The following is a 17,153-nucleotide window of genomic DNA, read 5'->3' as shown; positions in this document are numbered from 1 at the left end:
GCAGGTCGTGACCGGCGTGCGCGGCGACCTGCCTGATCAGCGAGATCGCTGATTCGGTGCCACTATGGGAGCCATGAGCGCGGTAGTCGACCACCCCGCGGGGACCTTTTCGGTGCCGGTCATCGACATCACCCCGTACACGGCCAACGGGAGCGCGGCCGAGCGTGCGGTGGTGGCCACTCAGCTCGATGACGCGGCGAGTACCGTCGGCTTCATCCAGATCGTCGGCCACGAGATCCCGCCGGCCGTCATCGACGAGTTCACCGCGGTGATGGACGACTTCTTCGCGCTGCCACTCGACGCCAAGAAGGCCTATCGCACGCCGCCCGAGATCAATCGCGGTTATTCGCCGCCGAAGTCGGAGTCGCTGTCGTTGAGCCTCGGCGTCGAGCCGGCCGATCGTATGAACGATTTCTTCGAGGCGTTCAACGTCGGTGTGGAGGCGACGGCCTATCCCGACCTCGACCTCCCCGACGATCAGTACGCCGGCAACACCTGGCCATCGGTCGACCACTTCGAGGCGGCGGTGTCGGCCTATTTCGCCGAGGCCTCTCGCGTGGCCCACGCGCTGACCCGCATCTTCGCCGACGCGCTCGACCTTCCGCCCGACTTCTTCGACAGCTACACCGATCATTCGCTCGACGTCCTGCGGATGAACAACTACGCGCTCCCGCCCGGCGAGGTGAAACTGGACGGGGACCTCACGGGTATGGGCGAGCACACCGACTATGGCATCGTCACGGTGTTGTGGGCCGACCAGGTGAAGGGCCTGCAGGTGCTCGACCGGCACGGTGATTGGCACGATGTGGAGCCGGTCGATGGCGCTCTGCTGATCAACCTGGGCGACCTGATGGCGCGCTGGACCAACGAGCGCTGGATGTCGACGTTGCACCGGGTCAAGCCGCCGGTCGTCGACGGGTCCATCGAGCGACGTCGTTCGGCGGCGTTCTTCCACGACGGCAACATCGACGCGACGATCTCGACCCTGCCGTCCTGTGTGGGTGCCGGCAGCCGATACTCGCCGATCACCGTCGGCGAGCACATCGGCGCCAAGCTTGCGGGTTCACGTGCCGGACAATCGAATCCATACGCCCGGCGGGAGGCGCAGCGGGTCCGTCAGGCGATGCAACGAGGGTTGGGCCAGCAGTAGGGGGTGGGGTGTGGGCGGGATCTCGATACGGCTCCTCGCTGCGCTCGTCGCCTACTCGATCAGCGGGGGAGGGCGTGATCTCGATAAGGCTGTCGCCTACTCGATCAGCGGGGAGGGCGGGATCTCGATAAGGCTGTCGCCTACTCGATCAGCGGGGAGGGCGTGATCTCGATACGGCTCCTCGCTGCGCTCGTCGCCTACTCGATCAGCGGAGAGGGGCGCTCGTCGCCTACTCGATCAGCGGAGAGGGGCGCTCCTCGCTTATCGATCAGCGGAGAGAGGCGCTCGTCGCCTACTCGATCAGCGGAGGATGGCTCAGCGGGGGAGGGAATCACAGGGCGGGACGCTCAACTGGTGCTGACCCGGCCCGGGTAGGTGGCCCGGCGCGCGGCGTGCACGGGGCAGTAGTGCATCGGGTTGTCGTGCTCGGCCTCCGGCGGGAGGTTACGGGTGGGGGTCTGCACCAGCGGCGCATCCGTGGCGACACGGCCGGTCACCCGATCCCAGGCGTCACGTGGTCGCGGATGGCGCAGGAGGCGTTTCGGCAGCGCACGGTGCATCACGAGATTGATCGCGCGGCCCAGCAGTCGGAACCGGCGTTCATCGCGTTCGGTCCAGGACAGGCCCATCATCTCGCGGACCGGCTCGTCGTAGAACCCGGTGGTGAGCCAGGTGAAGAAGCGCTGATTGGTCGGTGCCATGCGCCGGAACCAGATCGACTCCGGGATGAACCGGAGGAACGGGGGCGGCGGCAGCTGACCGATGTCAAGCACCGTGCGCACCGCTGGATGATCGCGAAGAACGTTGCGACACATGTGGTCCCAGTAGTCGAGGAAGTCCTCGTAGGTCTCTGGGACGGGACGCATCGACACGCCGTACATCGCGTACCAGGCCTTGGACTCCTCGAACAGTTGACGCTTCTGATCGTCGCTGAGCCACGGGCCGAATCGTTCACACAAGCGGACGTTGCCGTACCAGAAGGTGGCGTGCGCCCAGTAGAAGACGTCCGGATCGAGCGCGTGATAGCGCGAGCCGTCCTCCATGGTCCCCTTGATGTCACGGTGATAGTCCCGGACCTCGCGTCCGGTCGTGTTGCCCACCGCAACGCTGTCGAACACCACGCCGCTGATGGGATAGAGCGAGCGCATCAGGCGCTGCCACCGCTCGCCGAAGAAGTCCGAGTGATCCCAGACGGCGGCGCCCAACTTCGGGTGCATGTTCTGCATCGAGCCCGCCCACAGCCCCTGGAACATGCCCGTCCAGGTGCCCCAGATCTGCCACGTCAGCGAGTCGGGGCCCAACGGCTCGTAGTCCTCGGCGCGTGGACCGCGCACGTCACGCGGGTCGTCGGTCGCGCCATCGGGAGTGGTCGTCAGCACCTCGGTCATGAGACGAAAGACTAGAATCGTCTCAGCGGGGTGTCAATCGGGAGGATGCCGGCGCGTCACCGTTCCCGGAATCGGACCAGCCGGCCGGCGACGAGCTGGGCGGTGAGGTCGATCGCGCCGGATGTCAGGACGGCGACCACCGGATAGCCGCCGGTCACCGGATGGTCGGCGAGGAACAGGACGGGACGGCCGCTGGGCGGGATCTGCACCGCACCGTGCGGCACGCCCTCCGAGGCCAACTCGTCACTATCGGATCGATGTGTCACGAGCGGCTCCTCCGAGCCGGTCGGACGATCGAGACGCACGCCGACCCGGTTGCTGTCGACGCTGACCTCCCACAACCCGCGCAGCAGGTCGCGGGGCGACGCCACCTGGTCGCGGCGGGGTCCGGCGGTGATCTCGAGCTCCGCGACGTCGGAATCGTCGTTGGCCACCGGCGCGGAGGACACCGTCGGCCACGCGCCGGCCACCACACCCACCAACAGTCGCGAGCCGGCGCGCAACGGCTCCGGTCCGAGGCCGGAGAGCGTATCGGTGGATCGTGACCCCAAGACCTGGGCGACGTCGATGCCCCCGCGCACGGCGACGTAGTTGCGACAGCCCGACCTCGGGATACCGACGGCGAGCTCGGACCCGTGGGGCACCGTGATCGCGGCGTCGGTACCGACCGGTGAGCCGTCGACGAGCACGTCGGCACGTGCCCCGGTCACCGCGGTCACGAGCACGCCGGTCGCGCGAATGCGTAAGCCGCCCATGGTCGTCTCGATGACGGCGGCGGATTCCGGATTGCCGACGAGACGATTCGCGAGGGTCATGGAGGTTCGGTCGGCGCCGCCCGACACGGGTACCCCGAGGTGGGAGTAGCCCGGCCGTCCCAGGTCCTGGACCGTGGCAAGCGGTCCGGGCTCGGCGACGATGAGCGCCTTCGTCTGTGCCTCGGTCATCCGTCGACGAACCTCACCAGTGATCCCAGCTCCAGCAGAGCTGGGGGAGTGGCGGTCTCGTCCCACAGGGTGATCGTGGTCGAGCCCAGCAGATGCCATCCGCCGGGGCTGACGCGGGGATAGACCGCACTGTAGCCGGCGGCGAGGGCGACCGAGCCCGCCGGAACCCGGGTCCTTGCCTCGTCGCGCCGGCCGACGTGCTCAAACGGATGGTCCGGAACATCGTGCGGCACAAGGTAACCGAACCCCGGAGCGAAACCCATGAACTGCACCCGCCACACCGTGGACCGGTGGATCTCGATGACGTCGTCGACGGTGATGCCGAGAATGTCGGCGACGCTGGCGAGGTCGGGGCCGTCGTAGGTCACCGGGATGCGGACCTCACGCGGCGTCGAATCCTCGTCCGCGATGTCGGCCAGACCGCGAAGAGCCCGATGAATACCGAGGATGTCGACACCGCTGCCGCGTTCGGACTGCACGAGGAGGGTCTGTCCACTCGGGATCAGGTCAGCGACCTGCAAGGCGCCGGACTCGACGGCGCGGCGCAGTGCCGACGCCGCACGGCCGACGGCAGCCTGTGGGGCCGGTTCGGCGGAGAAATCGAGCAACACCGCATCGAATCCGGCGGGCAACTCTCGCATATGCCCAACCTACCGGCGCCGATGCGCACAAGTGGCACCATGACACCAGCAACAGGAGGTCGTTGATGCGTGAGATCGTGGTCTGCGGAGAAGCTCTGGTCGACGTCGTCCAGGCCGAATCGGCCGCGGGCAACACCGGCAGGCTCCCGGCGCTGCAGCCTGCGCTCGGTGGCGGTCCGTTCAACGTCGCGGTGACGCTCGGCCGGCTCGGCAGCGCGGTCTCGTTGTGCTCCGCGGTGTCCACGGACACCTACGGCGACGCGATCATCGCGGCTCTGCATGCCGCGGGAGTCGGGACCACGCTGGTCCAGCGTCGGTCCGAGCCGACCTCGCTGGCACTGGCCACCATCGGAGCCGACGGTGCGGCCCAGTACTCGTTTTATGTGGAAGGCACCGCCGATCGGCTGGTCGAGCCGCCCCGAACACTGCCGTCGACGGTGGCCGCCGTCTGTTTCGGCACCTTGTCGATGGTGCTGGAACCCGGTGCGTCGGTGTATGAATCACTGCTGCACAAGTGTCACGAGGAGGGCCGTCTGGTGGCGATCGATCCCAACATCCGGACGGCGGTGATCGACGACGCGGACGCCTATCGTCGGCGGTTCGCGTCCTGGATGGATGCGGTCGACCTGGTGAAACTGTCCGATGAGGACGCCGACTGGCTGGGTGTCGGCCCGGACGGGACCGGGCCGCAGGATTGGCTCGCGGCAGGTGTGAGCGCGATCATAACGACCGCCGGCGCCGAGGGGATCACAGTCGCCACCAAGGCCGGAACGGTACGTTCGCCGGCCTCCGCGACCACCGTGGTCGACACGATCGGTGCAGGTGACAGCGTTATGGGTGGAGTGCTCCGACATCTGGACCGCACCGGCGCACTGTCTCCGCGGGCTCTCGCCGAGCTCGGTCCCGACCAGTGGCGGCAGACCGCTGAATATGCAGGTCAGGTGGCTGCGATCACCGTTTCACGTCCGGGCGCGGACCCTCCGTGGGCGAGCGAGCTGGCAAGCGACTAGGTTGATACCCAACAGCTTCCTTATCCGGATCTGCGTAGAACATAAACTCTCACCTGAGTAAAGGGGTTCGAGTGTCCGCTGAAACAGTCCCAGCTGACCAGGCGTCCGATACGGCATCAGCGACCTTTACCTACCCCGGTGGTCAGCTGGAGCTTCCGATCCTGAAGGCGACCGAGGGTTCCGACTCCGTCGGCCTCGGCAAGTTCCTCGCCGAGACCGGGTTGACCACCTTCGACGGTGGCTTCGTCAACACGGCGTCGACGAAGTCCGCGATCACCTACATCGACGGTGACGCCGGCATCCTCCGCTACCGGGGCATCCCGATCGATCAGCTCGCCGAGAAGTCGACCTTCATCGAGGTGAGCTACCTGCTGATCTACGGGGAACTGCCCACCCCGGCTCAGCTCGAGGAGTTCACCGACAAGATCCGTCGGCACACGCTGCTGCACGAGGATCTCAAGCGCTTCTTCGACGGCTTCCCGCGCAATGCGCACCCGATGCCCGTGCTGTCCTCCGCGGTCAACGCACTGTCGGCGTATTACCAGGACTCGCTGGATCCCAAGGACCCCGAGCAGGTGGAGCTGTCCACGATCCGTCTGTTGGCGAAGCTGCCCACCATCGCGGCCTATGCCTACAAGAAGTCGGTGGGGCAGCCGTTCCTCTACCCGGACAACTCGCTGAGCCTCGTGGAGAACTTCCTGCGGATGACCTTCGGCTTCCCGGCCGAGCCCTACGAGGTGAACCCCGAGGTCGCCAAGGCCCTCGACATGCTGTTCATCCTGCACGCCGACCACGAGCAGAACTGCTCCACCTCGACCGTGCGCCTCGTCGGCTCGTCGCAGGCCAACCTGTTCACCTCGATCTCCGGCGGCATCAACGCACTCTGGGGTCCGCTCCACGGTGGCGCCAACCAGGCGGTGCTCGAGATGCTCGACGAGATCCGTGAGTCCGGCGGCGACACCCAGGCCTTCATGAACAAGGTGAAGAACAAAGAAGACGGTGTGAAGCTCATGGGCTTCGGTCACCGCGTGTACAAGAATTACGATCCGCGCGCCGCCATCGTCAAGAAGACCGCCGACACGATCCTGGAATCGCTTGGCGTGCAGGACGACCTGCTCGACATCGCCAAGGGCCTCGAAGAAGTGGCGCTGTCCGACGACTACTTCATCGAGCGCAAGCTTTACCCGAATGTGGACTTCTACACCGGCGTCATCTACCGTGCGATGGGCTTCCCGACACGGATGTTCACCGTGCTATTCGCCCTCGGCCGGCTGCCCGGTTGGATCGCCCACTGGCGCGAGATGCACGAGGATCCGTCCGGGAAGATCGGTCGTCCGCGCCAGCTGTACACCGGCTACACCGAGCGTGACTACGTGGCCATGCAGCAGCGCTGACGCTCTGCTCGATCCGACCCTGATCCGACGACTCAAAGGAGAGTCCCGTTGACCAGTGCTGAGAAGCCAGAAGTCGATTTCCCCGAAGGCCCCGCCCCCAGTGAACTGCAGATCGCCGATCTCGTCGTCGGCGACGGCGCCGAGGCGCAGCGCGGCGGCGTCGTGGATGTGCATTACGTCGGCGTCGAATTCGAGTCGGGTGAAGAGTTCGACTCCTCGTGGGATCGCGGCCAGTCCGCCAATTTCCCGCTCGATCGGCTGATCCCCGGCTGGCAGGAGGGAATTCCCGGCATGAAGGTCGGTGGACGTCGACAGCTCACGGTTCCGCCCCAGCTCGCCTACGGTCCCGCCGGGGCCGGACATCGACTGTCGGGCAAGACCCTCGTGTTCGTGATCGATCTGCTGGGCGTGGGGTAGCGACGAGCGCACCGGCACTGCTGTGGCTCAGACGCGATCTGCGTCTGAGTGACCTTCCGCCGCTCATCGCCGCCGGTGAGGCAGGCGACGAGATACTGGTCTGCTTCGTCGTGGACCCGCGACTCGAACAGTCGTCGGGTCCACGACGTCTGAGTTTTCTGTTCGATTCGCTCCGCGACCTGGACGATCAACTGTCCGGGCGGCTCCTCGTTGTACGCGGACGGCCGCAGGAGGAGATCCCTCGGCTGACGACAGCGGTGAACGCCACGTCGGTGCATGTGAGCGAGGACTTCTCGCCCTTCGGACGGCGCCGCGACGCTGCGGTGGCCGCGGCTCTCAAGGACGTTCCGCTCGAAGCCCTCGGGTCGCCGTACCTCGTATCGCCCGGCCGGGTCACCAAGCCGGACGGCGACCCGTACAAGGTTTTCACCCCGTACTTCAAGCAGTGGCGCGAGCATGGTTGGCGCAGCCCGGCGTCGTCGACGGTGAATCCGTCGGACCTGGTGAATCCCAGCGATATCCGACGTTCTGGGCGCATTCGTATTCCAGCAGCCCCGGTGACACTCGACCATCCGGCAGGGGAGAGCGCCGCGCTCGCGCGGTGGTCGGAGTTCGTCGAGGGCGGCCTCGCCGACTACGACACCGACCGTGACCGACCAGATCTCGATGCGAGCAGCCGGATGTCGGCCTACCTCAAGTTCGGCAACGTCCATCCCCGGACGATGGTCGCCGACCTCGGTCGCTCGAAAGGCGCCCAGGCATATCTCCGGGAACTGGCGTTCCGCGACTTCTACGCCTCGGTGCTGTTCCACTGGCCGGACAGTCTGTGGCACAACTGGAACAGCCAGTTCGACGACATCGATCTGGACACCGACTCCGATGCCCACCGACGTTTCGACGCATGGCGTTCGGGCCGCACCGGATTCCCCCTCGTCGACGCAGGCATGCGGCAGCTCGCCGAGACCGGGTTCATGCACAACCGTGTCCGCATGATCACCGCGTCGTTCCTGGTGAAAGACCTGCACCTACCGTGGTGGTGGGGTGCCCGGTGGTTTCTCGAGCAACTCGTCGACGGCGACATGGCCTCCAACCAGCACGGCTGGCAGTGGGCGGCGGGGACCGGAACCGATGCGGCACCGTACTTTCGGGTGTTCAACCCCGAGACCCAGCAAAAGAAGTTCGATCCCGACGGCGAGTACGTGCGACGGTGGGTCCCCGAGATCGACTCCGACGACTATTCGGAGAACATCGTCGACCACAAGGCCGAGCGCGAGGAGGCCCTGCGCCGCTTCCGGCAGATCTGACGGCACGGCTGGCTTCGCTGGTGGTGTGTCTCGGAAGGAGGTGGCCGGTATCCGGTGGAGCGATCGGCGTCTGGCAAGGCGGAGGAGGGAGTGATAGCGGCGCTATCTCGACCGACGACAACGCGGCCAGGCGTCGATCGAACGCCGGAGACCCGTCGCCTCCTTCCGAGACACACCACTAGGCTGACACGATGATCGGTTCGCCTGCCCCGTTTCTCGCCGACGTCGCCGCTCATGCGGAGTGGGAACACGCGGAGTGGTCGCCGGATCGCTCCGCCGGAAACGTGCGGATCGGCTACCTCGGGGAGGCGGATCGCCCGGTTGACTGGGTCGAGGTCACGCAGCAGTGCGATGTCGTCTACGCGCACCCGGAGGTCGCCCTCACCCGACGAGCGATCGTCGGCGCCGACGACCCCCGCTCGGCGGCAGAGGAATTGGCTGATCACGTCGCACGCAACCCGCAGGCGGCCACGGTGCTGGCCGCGGTTCTGCGGGCCGGGGTCCGCGCCACGGTTCGCGAGGCGCTCGACATCGAGTCCTGGGCCTATTCGACCCTGCTCGGGGGTGCCGAGTTCGCTGCATGGCTCAGCGCGCGCGGCCCACGGCCCCTGCCACCGACACCGCTCGCCCCGCCGGTGCTCGCCGAGCGTGACGACCACCGGATGACCATCACCCTGAATCGGCCGGAACGCCGCAACGCGTTCGGCGCGGCGTTGCGGGATGCCCTCGTGGAAGCCCTCGATGTCGCGGTCCTCGACGATTCGATCACCGAGATCCATCTGCGCGGCACAGGCCCGGTGTTCTGTGCTGGCGGGGATCTCGACGAGTTCGGCACCACGCCCGACCCGGTGACGGCACACTTCATCCGCACGGTCGGCGGCGCCGGGGTGCGGATCGGCGAGACGGCCGATCGCACCACGGCATTTCTGCACGGCGCCTGTGTCGGTGCGGGCATAGAGCTGCCCAGCCTGGCCGGTCGGGTCGTCGTCGACCCCGGAGTCGCGATCCGCCTGCCCGAGGTCGGCATGGGGCTCATCCCGGGCGCCGGTGGCACCGTGGGGATTCCGCGGCGAATCGATCGCTGGCGTACCTTTCATCTCGCCGTGACGGGTACGACGATCGGTGCCGAGACCGCGCTCTCGTGGGGTCTCGCCGATGAGATCGCGACTGTCGAGCCATCATCGGGCCAGTGACACGACCTCCGACCACTTGACGCGCGTTCCGGTACGCAAGATCGTTCGTTCATAGATTCGGGAAGCAAACCAGGTGGCGGCCGCGCAGGCCGCCACCATCAGCGCAAATGTCACGATGACCTGCACGATCGTGGTGTCGCCGGTGGCGATCCGGATCGGCATGAGCGCCGCGCTGAACGGCGGAATCCAGGTCAGCACCTTGATGAAGGTGGAATCGAGCGCCTGGATCCCGAAGACCCCGGAGTACATCACCGCCATGGCCAGGGTGGTGAGCGGCGCCGAACTGGCCGACAACTCCTCCTGTCGCGACACGAGCGCACCCGTTGCCGCATAGAGGGTGGCGAAGAACAGGAAGCCCAGGACGAACCAGGCGATCACCGCGGCGAACATGCTGATCGCGGCGGTCGGGATCGTCAGCAGACCGGTGATCCGACCGGCGATGAGCGCCGTCGCACCAAGAATCAGTACCTGCGCCAACGCGACGACGCCGATGCCGATGATCTTGCCCCACAACAGATGTAGCGGCTTGATGGTCGCGAGCAGCAGTTCGACGACCCGAGATGTCTTCTCTTCGACGACCCCCACGGCGACCATCGACCCGCCCATCATGATCGCGGTGATCAACAGAATCGTGCCGACCAGCGCGATCACGATCCGCTGACCTTCGTCCGGTTTGTCCGGGGTGGTCTGTTCGGTGGTGATCGAGGGGCGGGCCAGCGATGTCGCGTCGATGCCACGTTGCGTCAGAGAACTTTCGAGCTCGACCTGATTCACCGACGACCGCAGGACTCCGTCGACGGCGGGGCGCAGCCCGCTCTTGGAGATCGCCACATACGTGTGTGATGCCGGGCCCGCGACGAGTGCCGCCGCGAGGCCACCGGCGGCCACCTGGGCCCGGGCCTCCTCGGCCGACGAGACCGCGACCACGTCGACAGGGTTTCCGGTGGCCTCGCCGACCTGTTCGATGGTGCTCGTGAGTGCTGCATCGGTGCCGACCACACCGACCCGGTCGGGTTCGGAGTGCCCCGAGAACGCCGACCACACGACCGCGCCGACGATGATCACGACCATCACCAAGCCGGTGCTGATCAGGAAAGATCGGGTTCTCGCGCGGGTCAGGATCTCGCGTTCCGCGACAAGTCGGATCGATGTCCTCATGCCGCGACCACCTCTCGGAACAGTTCGGTCAGCGATGGGGTCGACCGCGCGAAGCGGTGCACCGGGCCGATCCGCAGAGCAGCGGTCAGAATCGCCTGGTCGTCGGCGACGTCGGGGTCGATGCGCAGGGAGGTCGCGTCCCGCGACGTGTCGTAGTCGGCGTGCAGGACACCGGCGAGGCCGTCCGCCCACCGAGTCAGTGCGGGGGGCCCGTGAACCTCGAGGGTGACGCCGTCGCGTTCGCGCAGTTCGGCGACGGCACCGAGTGCACGCATCTGTCCGCGCACGACGATGCCGACGCGATCGCAGAGCCGTTGTACCAGGTCGAGTTGATGCGACGAAAAGATCACCGGAATACCCTCGGCTGCTTTCTCTTTGAGGACGTCGCTCATCACGTCGACGGCGACGGGATCCAGACCGGAGAAGGGCTCGTCGAGCACGAGGACCTGTGGGTCGTGGATCAGTGCGGCGGCGAGCTGGACGCGCTGCTGGTTGCCGAGGCTCAGATCGGCCACGTTGTCATCGACACGCTGCTCCACGCCGAGGCGGGTGGTCCAACGACGCATGCTCTCGCGGGCCTGGTCCGGGGACATCCCGTGCAAGCGGGCCAGGAACACCAGCTGCTCACCGACTTTCATCTTCGGATAGAGACCGCGTTCTTCGGGCATGTAGCCGATGCCCCGACGGGTCTGCAGATCGATCGCGTGATCACCCAGACGGACCCGCCCGCCGTCGGCGGCCAGTACGCCGAGGATGATGCGCATCGTGGTGGACTTGCCGGCGCCATTGCTCCCGACGAAGCCGAAGATCTCGCCGGGCTCGACGTGAAAGGTCATGTCCTGTAGAGCGATCAGATCTCCGTACCGCTTGTACAGGCCGTCGATGATCAACGGGTCGTTCATGGGGCACTCCGTTCGTCGTCGCGCGCGGCGAGGTCCTCGGGGTCGGGGTCGTTCATCCACCAGGCGGTGAGCATCGTCGGCAGGACCACCGCGGCCACGACGAGGGTGATGAGCAGAACGCCGGTGGCATAGACCAGGTCGCCGCTCACGCTGTCCTGGAAGCCGAGACCCAAGAGGATCACGTAGGGGATGAACATGAGTAGGTACAGGGCGACGAAGCCGATGGATCGGGCCGAATTCCGCTGGGCGAGTTGAATCTCGTCGAGGGCCGGGATCGGTGTGTCGGCGATCGAGCCGGTCACGATCCGCAGCGCGAACTGAGCAGCCAACGAGAGGACGACGCCGAGGATGAACGGAATCGCGAACCAGGGCGTGAAGTACGCCATCACCGCGCCCACCAGCGCCACGGCCACCGCGGCCGCCTGGAGCAGCACCAACCGTCGGGCTCCCCGGCGGTTGCGGAGTGCCGTCAACTTCCCGGAGTGCTTTTCGTTGAACCGCAGATGGCGCTCGGCGCGCCACTCGTCATAACGTCGCCACAGTGCCGGCGTCGCGTCCGCCGGGATGGCCGAATTCGGGTCGGTCATGGTTCACCTCCGGTTCGTTGAGCTTCGGTGGTTCCGCGATACAGCTCCGCCGACATGGCCCCGAACTCCGTGCGGGCGAACACCGCCTCGACCGGAAGGTCGAACACGGCGCAGATGCGGAACGCCAGGTCCAGGCTGGGGTAGTTGTCACCGCGTTCGAGGGCGCCCACCGACTGGACATTGATGCCGACCAGGTCGGCGAGCTGTGCCCGTGACATCTTCCGCTCCGCGCGCAGTACGCCGATGCGGTTGAAAATCGGGAGCTTCTCTCCCCGTCGGACCGGACTCACCTAACCAAGTGTTGTGAAAACACAACATTCTGTCAAGTTGGATCTCAGGAGAGGGATCTCGATCCGTTCCCACTTCGTTCGTCGAGAGCGAGATCAGCCGCGATGATCGAGGTAGTCCGCGACGTTGCGCGCCGCCTCGCGTCCCGCACGGTTCGCCCCGATGGTCGAGGCCGACGGACCGTACCCGAGCAGCTGGATGCGCGGGTCGTCGGCGACGGTGGTGGCGAGTCGACCGGTCATGGTGATCCCGCCACCCGCGCCGCGAAGCCGCAGCGGGGCCAGATGATCGAGGGCGCTGCGAAATCCGGTGTTCCAGAAGATGACGTCGACGTCGAGGGCGTCGGCGCCCGAACTGTCGGCGACGCCGCAGTCCCAACAGACCCCGGTTTCGGTGATCCGGGTGAACATCGGCCGCCAGGCGAGGATGCCATCGTCCTGAGCGGCCTTGATCGCCGGTGTCAGCGCCAGGCCGGTCACCGAGACCACCGACGTCGGTGGCAGCCCGGCGCGGACGCGCTCCTCGACCCGGGCAACGGCGCGCCGACCCTTCTCCGGGTCGAACGGAGTGGAGTCGAAGACGGGTTCGGATCGCGAGCACCAGAACGTCTGCACATCTGCGGCATTGCGCGCGATCTCGATGAGCAATTGGACCGCTGAGATTCCCGCGCCGACGACGAGTACCCGCTTTCCGGCGAACTCATCGGGTCCGACGTAGTCATGGGTGTGCAGTTGCCGGCCGCGGAAGTCGCCGATGCCGGGCACATGCGGGACGAAAGGTCGTTCCCACGTGCCGGTCGCGTTGATGATCGTCCGGGCGGTGATCTGCGCGCCGCTCGCGAGAGTGACGGCGAACCCGCCGTCGCTGCGCTGAACGGTCCGGACGTCCACGGGGCGGTGCACCCGCAGTCCGAACTTCCGTTCGTATTTGCCGAAGTACTCGGGTACCGCGGTCGCGGCCGGAAAGGTGTTGCAGTCGCGGCCCAGCGCTTCGACCAGACCGTATCCGGGCAGATCGTGCACCCGATTGGCGGCGGCCAGGGTCAGCGTCTGCCACCGGAACTGCCAGGCTCCGCCGGGGCCGGAGGCGTGATCGAGTACCTGGTAGCGGTCGTCGAGCCCGAATCGTTGAAGGAAGTAGGCGGCGGACAGACCGGCCTGGCCGCCTCCGATCACCGCGACGTCGCAGGAGGCTTCTGGTTCCGCATGGTCGGGGGCACCCACAATGGTTCAGTGTGTCATCACGACTCTGGGTAGGCTGCGGCACATGATTCACTCGACTGCATCCGATGCCGTGATCACCATCGAGCTGGACCGTGTCGACAAACGCAACGCTCTCGACGAGGAGATGGTCGCCGGCCTGTCGAACGCCTTCGCGGCGGCGGTGGACGCCGAGGCCCGGGCCATCGTGATCACCGGGCGTGGGCCGGTGTTCTGTGCCGGGGCGGACCTCTCGGGGCCCGTCTACGACCCGGCTTTCCTCGACAAACTGGTGGCGACGTTGCAGCAGATCGAGGCCACACCCATCCCGGTGATCGCAGCTCTCAACGGATCTGCGCTCGGCGCCGGCCTGCAGTTGGCCATGGCCGCCGATCTGCGGGTGATGGCACCGGACGCGCTGGCCGGTATCCCGGCGGCAAGGATCGGTGTGGCCGTGGATGAATGGACGATCCGGCGGCTGGTGTCGCTCGTCGGTTCCGGTCCTGCCCGGGGCATGCTGATCGGGTGCGACCCGCTGTCGGCCGACCGTGCGCACGCGCTCGGATTCGCCAATCGGATCGGTGATCTGACCGACGCGCAGCACTGGGCCGCGATGATCGCCGACCTGGCGCCGTTGACCCTCCAGCACTACAAGATGGTGCTCAACGACGACGGCGCTCGCGACCGACCCGCGCCCGAACGGACTGCGGCCATGATGCGGGCATGGGAAAGCGACGACCTGGCCGAGGGGCGTGCCGCGCGTGCAGAGAAGCGGGCCCCCGTCTTCTCAGGACGTTAGATCTGCAGCACTCCTGAGTTCTCGGGCCGGTCGGCGGCCCTGTTGCGTCTCCCTCGATTTCGGACATTACCGGCCGTAGAAATCCCTGCGGCGTCGCAGTTTTCGTGCTCGAAACATACCGGTCAAGTGAACGAAACTGAGCATCCATATCTTTCTCCAATGGCGTTCTCCACCCCGGGAGTGCGCCTGGAATCCTTCGAGGAGACGCATGTCGAAAGAGGCGGAATTCACCGCGGACATCGGTGAGATAGAGAACGCCGAACACAGCATCATCGCGACGGGCGCCCAGGCGGCGGCCGCCCGGGAGTCGCTCGAGGACTACACACTGCGGTTCGCGCCACGCAGCTACCGCAAGTGGGGTCCGGGCGTCGTCGCCATCTCGGCACTGGGTGGTATCGCCTACCTGGCCGACTTCGCGATCGGTGCGAACATCGGCATCGCGAACGGCACCGGAAACGCGCTGCTGGGCATCGGGTTCTTCGCGATCGTGATCGTGCTGACGGGGTATCCGCTCGCGTTCTACGCCGCCCGATACAACATCGACCTCGACTTGATCACGCGCGGTAGCGGATTCGGCTACTACGGTTCGGTTCTGACCAACGTGATCTTTGCGTCGTTCACGTTCATATTCTTTGCGCTCGAGGGCTCGATCATGGCCCAGGGCCTCGAACTCGGCCTGAGTATCCCGTTGTGGCTCGGGTACCTGTTGTCGTCGGTGTTGATCATCCCGCTGGTCATCTACGGCATGAACACGCTGGCGAAACTGCAGGTGTGGACCACGCCGCTGTGGCTGGTCATGATGGTTCTGCCGTTCGCGTACCTGGTGATCTCGCATCCTGACGCCATCGGCGATTTCTTCGCCTTCAGCGGTGCCAATCCCGACGGAAGCCCGGCCGGAAAGGGTGTCAGCTTTGCCGGCACGATGCTCGCCGCTGGTGTGTGCCTGTCGTTGATCGCGCAGATCGCCGAACAGATCGACTACCTCCGATTCATGCCTCCGCGGACCCCGGAGAACTCCCGCAAGTGGTGGATCGCGACCCTGACCGCCGGTCCGGGCTGGGTCTTCTTCGGCGCCATCAAGCAGATCGTCGGCCTGTTCCTGGCCGTGTACCTGATCGGTATCTCTGTCGACAACGCCGGCATCGCCAATCAGCCGGTGCACCAGTTTGTCGAGATCTACCAGGACTTCCTACCGCACTGGCTCGCCCTTACGCTGGCCGTGATCCTGGTGGTCATCAGTCAGATCAAGATCAACGTCACCAACGCCTACTCGGGTTCGCTCGCATGGACCAATAGCTTCACCCGCGTCACCAAGACCTACCCGGGTCGCCTGGTCTTCCTGGTGTTCAACGTCGCCATCGCGATCGTGCTGATGGAGGCCGACATGTTCAGCTTCCTCAACAATCTGCTGAACTTCTACGCCAACTGCGGTATCGCCTGGATCGTCGCCGTGGCGTCGGACATCGCGATCAACAAGTACCTGCTGAAGATCTCGCCGAAGGAACCCGAGTTCCGTCGCGGTATGCTCTTCAACTTCAACCCGGTCGGATTCGTCTCCCTGATCGTGGCGGCCGGCGCGTCGATCCTGGTGTACTTCCACGCCTTCGGCGACACCATCCAGCCGTACTCGCCGCTGGTGGCGCTGATTCTCGCGTTGGTGCTGCCGCCGATCATCGCGTTGTCGACCAAGGGAAAGTACTACCTGCGACGCACCGACGACGGCATCGACATCCCGATGTACGACGACCACGGCAACCCGACCGATGTGCGGTTGACCTGCTGTGTGACCGGCATCGACTTCGAGCGCCCGGACATGATCGCCTCCGCGGTTCCAGGGCCGAACGGTGAGAAGCAGTACATCAGCTCGCTCGCACTGTCCTGTGACAAGACCGGCGAGCACGTGCTGCCCGCCCAGCCGGCGACGTAGCAGCTACGAGTTGGTCTCGGCGCGCCCCGGCGAAGCGATATGTCTCGTTTCGCCGGGCGCTGTCGATTCGGGCGGTCGCCGTCGTCGATGCGGCAGTCTGGGGTGGCGCCGCTCAGTCCTCGACGAGGTAGGTCATCAGGCCGGTCACCGTGACTTCGATGATCTTCCCGATGGCCACGTCGTCGGACGTACTCAGATAGGTGAGGGTGATCGTGTTCGTCGCCGCGATGATCACCGGACTGAGATTGGCGACCGGTTCGGTCCACCGCACATTCGCCTGCTCGGCGGTCACCTCGAGGCCGAGACCGGCCACCTCGTAGAGCCGTTCATACATCTGCTTGCCGACGGCCTGCAGTTCCGCGTGATTGTGCGCATAGATGCCGAGTGAGATGGTGGCCTGCATCCGCCCGGGATCAGCCTTGAGCAACGTGTAGAAGGCCTCGAGATGGCCCTGCATGTTCTTCCGCATCGCTTCCAGGCCACGAGCCTCGGTGCCGCCCGCCATCGGCAGGATCGTCTCGAGCATCCGGCTGATGTCGGATGGGACGGCGGTCTCCATCACCGCGCACAGCAGCGCCGTGCGGCTGTCGAACGCGTAGTGAAAGCTCGCCAGCGGCATGTTCGCATGGGCGCAGATACGGCGCGTGGTCGCGCCTTCGACGCCGTGATCGGCGATCACGCGGTATGCGGCTTCGATCAGGGCCGCGCGCCGCTGTTCGACTGACATTCGTGCCAACGAGGCCTACCCCCATGAGCACACACGGCCTGCGCATGTGCGTGAATCTGTTCGCCGAAGAATATCAGTGCAGATCGGACACCGTGCGCGAGATGGCGGGGGCGAACCCGCCAAAC

At 66.0% G+C, this 17,153-nt stretch carries 17 protein-coding genes; 8 read left to right on the top strand and 9 right to left on the bottom strand.

Annotated elements, in window-relative coordinates; translation table 11 throughout:
* Nucleotides 1-64: 64 nt before the first annotated feature.
* Nucleotides 65-1,150: an isopenicillin N synthase family dioxygenase gene (locus tag AC4AMJ_RS17200; RefSeq protein WP_489899906.1), complete on the top strand. Its 1,086-nt coding sequence runs from the start codon at nucleotides 65-67 to the stop codon at nucleotides 1,148-1,150.
* Between the two features lie 347 nt (nucleotides 1,151-1,497).
* Here the strand turns inward: AC4AMJ_RS17200 and AC4AMJ_RS17195 are convergent, their stop codons facing one another.
* Genes AC4AMJ_RS17195 through AC4AMJ_RS17185 form a run of 3 tightly spaced genes read right to left on the bottom strand, consistent with a single transcriptional unit; the run spans nucleotide 1,498 to nucleotide 4,123 of the window.
* The gene (locus tag AC4AMJ_RS17195) at nucleotides 1,498-2,538 is read right to left on the bottom strand and encodes an oxygenase MpaB family protein (protein ID WP_489899907.1); all 1,041 of its coding nucleotides are present in this window, start codon (nucleotides 2,536-2,538) and stop codon (nucleotides 1,498-1,500) included.
* Between the two features lie 56 nt (nucleotides 2,539-2,594).
* Nucleotides 2,595-3,482, bottom strand: a complete 888-nt coding sequence (locus AC4AMJ_RS17190) for a 5-oxoprolinase subunit C family protein (protein WP_489899908.1) — start codon at nucleotides 3,480-3,482, stop codon at nucleotides 2,595-2,597.
* Complete coding sequence (locus AC4AMJ_RS17185; protein WP_489913492.1) at nucleotides 3,479-4,123, bottom strand: 5-oxoprolinase subunit B family protein; 645 nt, start codon at nucleotides 4,121-4,123, stop codon at nucleotides 3,479-3,481. Before AC4AMJ_RS17185 ends, AC4AMJ_RS17190 begins: the two co-directional genes overlap by 4 nt.
* 65 nt (nucleotides 4,124-4,188) lie before the next feature.
* Between AC4AMJ_RS17185 and AC4AMJ_RS17180 the strand changes: the two genes are divergently transcribed.
* The 5 genes from AC4AMJ_RS17180 (at nucleotide 4,189) to AC4AMJ_RS17160 (ending at nucleotide 9,441) form a co-directional block, all read left to right on the top strand.
* Nucleotides 4,189-5,133 (top strand): carbohydrate kinase family protein, encoded by a 945-nt coding sequence (locus AC4AMJ_RS17180; RefSeq protein ID WP_489899910.1) that lies wholly within the window; start codon nucleotides 4,189-4,191, stop codon nucleotides 5,131-5,133.
* Between the two features lie 71 nt (nucleotides 5,134-5,204).
* Nucleotides 5,205-6,527 carry a citrate synthase gene (locus tag AC4AMJ_RS17175; protein WP_489899911.1) on the top strand — a complete coding sequence of 441 codons (1,323 nt, stop codon included), beginning with the start codon at nucleotides 5,205-5,207 and terminating at the stop codon, nucleotides 6,525-6,527.
* A 48-nt stretch (nucleotides 6,528-6,575) separates the two neighbouring features.
* Complete coding sequence (locus AC4AMJ_RS17170) at nucleotides 6,576-6,944, top strand: FKBP-type peptidyl-prolyl cis-trans isomerase (RefSeq protein WP_489899912.1); 369 nt, start codon at nucleotides 6,576-6,578, stop codon at nucleotides 6,942-6,944.
* 20 nt (nucleotides 6,945-6,964) lie between these two features.
* The gene (locus AC4AMJ_RS17165; protein ID WP_489918454.1) at nucleotides 6,965-8,248 is read left to right on the top strand and encodes a cryptochrome/photolyase family protein; all 1,284 of its coding nucleotides are present in this window, start codon (nucleotides 6,965-6,967) and stop codon (nucleotides 8,246-8,248) included.
* Nucleotides 8,249-8,439: 191 nt separating this feature from the next.
* Complete coding sequence (locus tag AC4AMJ_RS17160; protein WP_489913490.1) at nucleotides 8,440-9,441, top strand: enoyl-CoA hydratase/isomerase family protein; 1,002 nt, start codon at nucleotides 8,440-8,442, stop codon at nucleotides 9,439-9,441.
* Here the strand turns inward: AC4AMJ_RS17160 and AC4AMJ_RS17155 are convergent.
* The 5 genes from AC4AMJ_RS17155 to AC4AMJ_RS17135 all read right to left on the bottom strand — a co-directional run bounded on the left by AC4AMJ_RS17155 (nucleotide 9,427) and on the right by AC4AMJ_RS17135 (nucleotide 13,599).
* Nucleotides 9,427-10,599, bottom strand: a complete 1,173-nt coding sequence (locus AC4AMJ_RS17155; RefSeq protein ID WP_489913488.1) for an ABC transporter permease — start codon at nucleotides 10,597-10,599, stop codon at nucleotides 9,427-9,429. The genes AC4AMJ_RS17160 and AC4AMJ_RS17155 overlap by 15 nt on opposite strands.
* Nucleotides 10,596-11,501, bottom strand: a complete 906-nt coding sequence (locus AC4AMJ_RS17150) for an ABC transporter ATP-binding protein (protein WP_489899915.1) — start codon at nucleotides 11,499-11,501, stop codon at nucleotides 10,596-10,598. Before AC4AMJ_RS17150 ends, AC4AMJ_RS17155 begins: the two co-directional genes overlap by 4 nt.
* Nucleotides 11,498-12,088, bottom strand: coding sequence for a hypothetical protein (locus AC4AMJ_RS17145; protein ID WP_489899916.1), 591 nt, complete (start codon nucleotides 12,086-12,088; stop codon nucleotides 11,498-11,500). The genes AC4AMJ_RS17150 and AC4AMJ_RS17145 overlap by 4 nt, the downstream gene beginning before the upstream one ends.
* Nucleotides 12,085-12,378 (bottom strand): helix-turn-helix transcriptional regulator, encoded by a 294-nt coding sequence (locus AC4AMJ_RS17140; protein ID WP_489899918.1) that lies wholly within the window; start codon nucleotides 12,376-12,378, stop codon nucleotides 12,085-12,087. The genes AC4AMJ_RS17145 and AC4AMJ_RS17140 overlap by 4 nt, the downstream gene beginning before the upstream one ends.
* A gap of 93 nt (nucleotides 12,379-12,471) precedes the next feature.
* Complete coding sequence (locus AC4AMJ_RS17135) at nucleotides 12,472-13,599, bottom strand: NAD(P)-binding domain-containing protein (protein ID WP_489913486.1); 1,128 nt, start codon at nucleotides 13,597-13,599, stop codon at nucleotides 12,472-12,474.
* Nucleotides 13,600-13,642: 43 nt separating this feature from the next.
* Between AC4AMJ_RS17135 and AC4AMJ_RS17130 the strand changes: the two genes are divergently transcribed.
* Nucleotides 13,643-14,374, top strand: coding sequence for an enoyl-CoA hydratase (locus AC4AMJ_RS17130; protein ID WP_489913484.1), 732 nt, complete (start codon nucleotides 13,643-13,645; stop codon nucleotides 14,372-14,374).
* Between the two features lie 208 nt (nucleotides 14,375-14,582).
* Nucleotides 14,583-16,301 carry a purine-cytosine permease family protein gene (locus tag AC4AMJ_RS17125; RefSeq protein ID WP_489899921.1) on the top strand — a complete coding sequence of 573 codons (1,719 nt, stop codon included), beginning with the start codon at nucleotides 14,583-14,585 and terminating at the stop codon, nucleotides 16,299-16,301.
* Between the two features lie 112 nt (nucleotides 16,302-16,413).
* On the opposite strand, the gene AC4AMJ_RS17120 is transcribed toward AC4AMJ_RS17125, so the two are convergent.
* Nucleotides 16,414-17,037: a TetR/AcrR family transcriptional regulator gene (locus AC4AMJ_RS17120; protein ID WP_489899922.1), complete on the bottom strand. Its 624-nt coding sequence runs from the start codon at nucleotides 17,035-17,037 to the stop codon at nucleotides 16,414-16,416.
* Nucleotides 17,038-17,153 lie beyond the last annotated feature (116 nt).

The organism is Gordonia sp. LMA484 (assembly GCF_058129505.1).
Note: the sequence above shows the minus strand (reverse complement) of the source record. Positions and strands in the feature narration are given on the sequence as shown.

Coding starts and splice junctions, on each gene's coding strand:
- AC4AMJ_RS17195 (WP_489899907.1), bottom strand. CDS start 2,538: ATGACCGAGGTGCTGACGACCACTCCCGATGGCGCGACCGACGACCCG.
- AC4AMJ_RS17130 (WP_489913484.1), top strand. CDS start 13,643: ATGATTCACTCGACTGCATCCGATGCCGTGATCACCATCGAGCTGGAC.
- AC4AMJ_RS17145 (WP_489899916.1), bottom strand. CDS start 12,088: ATGACCGACCCGAATTCGGCCATCCCGGCGGACGCGACGCCGGCACTG.
- AC4AMJ_RS17200 (WP_489899906.1), top strand. CDS start 65: ATGGGAGCCATGAGCGCGGTAGTCGACCACCCCGCGGGGACCTTTTCG.
- AC4AMJ_RS17190 (WP_489899908.1), bottom strand. CDS start 3,482: ATGACCGAGGCACAGACGAAGGCGCTCATCGTCGCCGAGCCCGGACCG.
- AC4AMJ_RS17155 (WP_489913488.1), bottom strand. CDS start 10,599: ATGAGGACATCGATCCGACTTGTCGCGGAACGCGAGATCCTGACCCGC.
- AC4AMJ_RS17180 (WP_489899910.1), top strand. CDS start 4,189: ATGCGTGAGATCGTGGTCTGCGGAGAAGCTCTGGTCGACGTCGTCCAG.
- AC4AMJ_RS17160 (WP_489913490.1), top strand. CDS start 8,440: ATGATCGGTTCGCCTGCCCCGTTTCTCGCCGACGTCGCCGCTCATGCG.
- AC4AMJ_RS17150 (WP_489899915.1), bottom strand. CDS start 11,501: ATGAACGACCCGTTGATCATCGACGGCCTGTACAAGCGGTACGGAGAT.
- AC4AMJ_RS17185 (WP_489913492.1), bottom strand. CDS start 4,123: ATGCGAGAGTTGCCCGCCGGATTCGATGCGGTGTTGCTCGATTTCTCC.
- AC4AMJ_RS17125 (WP_489899921.1), top strand. CDS start 14,583: ATGTCGAAAGAGGCGGAATTCACCGCGGACATCGGTGAGATAGAGAAC.